The organism is Acidovorax sp. HMWF029, assembly GCF_003060895.1.
Lineage (GTDB): Bacteria > Pseudomonadota > Gammaproteobacteria > Burkholderiales > Burkholderiaceae_C > Acidovorax.
Genome location: NZ_QAIH01000223.1, coordinates 1 through 2,736, shown reverse-complemented (window position 1 = coordinate 2,736; position 2,736 = coordinate 1). Strand labels below are relative to the sequence as shown.

4 protein-coding genes are annotated in these 2,736 nt (G+C 66.4%); 1 reads left to right on the top strand and 3 read right to left on the bottom strand.

The features are described 5' to 3' along the window. From DBR12_RS15625 to DBR12_RS15615, 3 genes are all read right to left on the bottom strand, one after another. Nucleotides 1-879, bottom strand: an 879-nt coding sequence (locus tag DBR12_RS15625) for an acetyl-CoA C-acyltransferase (RefSeq protein WP_233244575.1), incomplete at its 3' end; no start/stop codon positions are given. A gap of 98 nt (nucleotides 880-977) precedes the next feature. After that, on the bottom strand, nucleotides 978-1,751 hold the full coding sequence (locus tag DBR12_RS15620) for an SDR family NAD(P)-dependent oxidoreductase (RefSeq protein ID WP_108618106.1): 774 nt from the start codon (nucleotides 1,749-1,751) through the stop codon (nucleotides 978-980). A 48-nt stretch (nucleotides 1,752-1,799) separates the two neighbouring features. Beyond that, complete coding sequence (locus tag DBR12_RS15615) at nucleotides 1,800-2,315, bottom strand: MarR family winged helix-turn-helix transcriptional regulator (protein ID WP_108618105.1); 516 nt, start codon at nucleotides 2,313-2,315, stop codon at nucleotides 1,800-1,802. A 64-nt stretch (nucleotides 2,316-2,379) separates the two neighbouring features. Here DBR12_RS15615 and DBR12_RS15610 point away from each other — a divergent pair. Then, nucleotides 2,380-2,736 (top strand): DMT family transporter (locus DBR12_RS15610; RefSeq protein WP_146185558.1); only part of this gene is annotated, 357 nt, incomplete at its 3' end.

The following is a 2,736-nucleotide window of genomic DNA, read 5'->3' as shown; positions in this document are numbered from 1 at the left end:
GCCGATGCCCATGTACTTGGGGTCCACACCCGCGTGGGCGTAGGCGACCAGGCGGGCCAGCGGTTTGGCACCGCGTGCCTTGGCTGCAGCAGCGTCCATCAGCACCACGGCAGCGGCGGCGTCGTTGATGCCCGAGGCATTGCCCGCCGTCACCGTGCCGTTTTCCTTCACGAACACGGGCTTGAGCTTGGCCATGTCTTCCAGCGTGGCGCCGGGGCGGAAGTGCTCGTCGGTGGCGTATTGCACATCGCCCTTTTTGCTCTTCAAGGTGACGGGAACGATCTGGTTCTTGAACAGGCCTGCCTGCGTGGCGCGTTCGGCGCGGTTGTGGCTTTCCACCGCCAGCTTGTCCTGGTCTTCGCGCGTGATGCCCCACTTGGCGGCGATGTTTTCAGCCGTCACACCCATGTGGATGGTGTGGAAGGGGTCGTGCAGTGCGCCGATCATCATGTCCACCATCTTGGTGTCACCCATGCGGGCGCCCCAGCGCATGTTCAGGCTGGCGAACGGTGCGCGGCTCATCACCTCGGCGCCTGCGCCGATGGTCACGTCGGCATCGCCCAGCTGGATGGCCTGGGCTGCCGACACGATGGCCTGCAGGCCCGAGCCACACAGGCGGTTCACGTTGAATGCGGGCGTGCCTTCGGCGCAGCCGCCGTTGATGGCTGCCACGCGCGAGAGGTACATGTCCTTGGGCTCGGTGTTCACCACATGGCCGAACACCACATGGCCCACGTCCTTGCCCTCCACGCTGGCGCGCGCCAGCGATTCCTTGACGACCAGCGCGCCCAGCTCGGTGGGAGCGATGTCCTTGAGGCTGCCACCAAAGGTGCCAATGGCGGTGCGCACTGCGCTGACGACGACGACTTCACGGGTCATGGGGAGGTCCTTGTAGAAAAAACATGAATAAAAATGGCCGCTTCCGCGCGTCCATAATGGTTTTTTAGCTATGAAAATATGAGTATTTGGCTCACGCCTCACGCCTCACGCACGTCGGCCACCGGGTTGGTGCCGAAGTCTGCGCGCTGCAGCCAGGCGAGCACGCGGGTGGCGGCGTCGGCAGGCGATGTGAGCTGGCCACCCGTCTTGAGGTTGGCGAAATTCTGGCGGTCCGGGAAGGCGGCCGGGTCGGCGCTGCGCAGCTGGACCTGCATGTCGGTGTCGATCACACCGGGCGCCAGCGAGCATACCTTGGCGCCATGGGGCTTGATGGCTTCGTCCAGCGCCACGCAGCGCGTGAAATGGTCCATGCCCGCCTTGGCCGCGCAGTAGGCGGCTTGTGATGCCATGGCCCGGCGGCCCAGGCCCGAGGAGATGTTGAGCACCTTGCGCGGCACCGTCCAGCCGTCCGTTGCGCCCAGGAAGGCAGCGGTGAGCTGCATGGGCGCCTCCAGCCCCACACGCAGCGCGTGGGCCAGGTCGGCCAGATCATGCGGGTTAGCGCTGGCAGACAGCGGCGCAATGCGCGGGATCACGCCCGCGTTGTTGATGAGGGTGGCGCTGGCAAACGCCTGCGGGCCCTGTGCTTGCAGCCAGGTCTGCAGCTGGAGGGCGACCTGCTCGCCTTGCGACAGGTCTTGCTGCCACTGCTCGAGCGTGGCACCTGCTGCCTTGGCCTCGGCGGTCAGGTCAGGGTTGGTGCTGCGCGCAATGCAGATCAGGGTGTTGCCGCTCTTGAGCAGCTGCTGGGCCATGGCCAGGCCCATGCCACGCGAGGCGCCGGTGAGGATGGTGAGGTGGTTGTGAGGCATCCCGCCATGTTACTGCGCAGTACGCAGCGCAGGGCCGCATTCCGGCGCTCACTGACCTTCGGGTGACTCCAGTACCGCGAGCAACTGGGCCAGTTTGCGGTCCAGGGCGGCGAGGTCGGCTGCGCGCAGCGGCGCCAGCAGGGCGTGTTCGTTGGCCACATGGGCCTCCAAGGCGCGGTCGATCAGCGCCAGGCCCGCCGGGGTGAGCTGCACCAGCAGGCTGCGGGCATCGGCTGGGTTGGGCTGGCGCGTGATCCAGCCACTGGCTTCGAGCTTGTTCATGCGGTGCGTCATGGTGCCCGAGGTGACCATGAGCGTGGAGAACAGCGTGGTGGGCGCCAGGCAATAGGGGGCGCCTGAGCGGCGCAGCGTGGCGAGCATGTCGAACTCCCAGAACGAGAGGCCGAAGGGCGCGAAGGCGGCTTCGAGCCGTCGGTCCACCAGCGCGGCGCAGCGTTTGAGCCGGCCAATCGGGCCCATGGGAGACACGTCCAGGTCGGGGCGTTCGGTGTGCCATTGGGCCAGGATGGCATCCACGGCGTCTGTGGGGCGAAGGTCAGGCATAGATGTTTTATCTTGATGTCGAGATTTTATGTTACAGTTATTTGTCTTGAATTGAAGATAAATCATGGCTTCGAACTCGACCTCTTCAACGTCCCCCAGCTGGATGGATGTGTGCATCACCGCGCTGGCGCCTGCCATCTGGGGCTCCACTTACATCGTCACCACCGAGCTGTTGCCGCCCGGGCGGCCGTTCACCGCTGCACTGCTGCGAGCGCTGCCCGCCGGGCTGCTTCTGGTGCTGTGGGCGCGGCGCTGGCCGGTGCCCGGGGGCTGGGGGCGCATGGCGCTGCTGGCTGCGCTCAACATCGGCGTCTTCCAGGCGCTGCTGTTTGTGGCGGCCTACCGCTTGCCGGGAGGGCTGGCCGCCGTGGTCGGCGCCATCGGCCCCCTGGTGGTGATGGGCCTGGCCTGGGCGGTGGAC

Coding starts and splice junctions, on each gene's coding strand:
- DBR12_RS15620 (WP_108618106.1), bottom strand. CDS start 1,751: ATGCCTCACAACCACCTCACCATCCTCACCGGCGCCTCGCGTGGCATG.
- DBR12_RS15615 (WP_108618105.1), bottom strand. CDS start 2,315: ATGCCTGACCTTCGCCCCACAGACGCCGTGGATGCCATCCTGGCCCAA.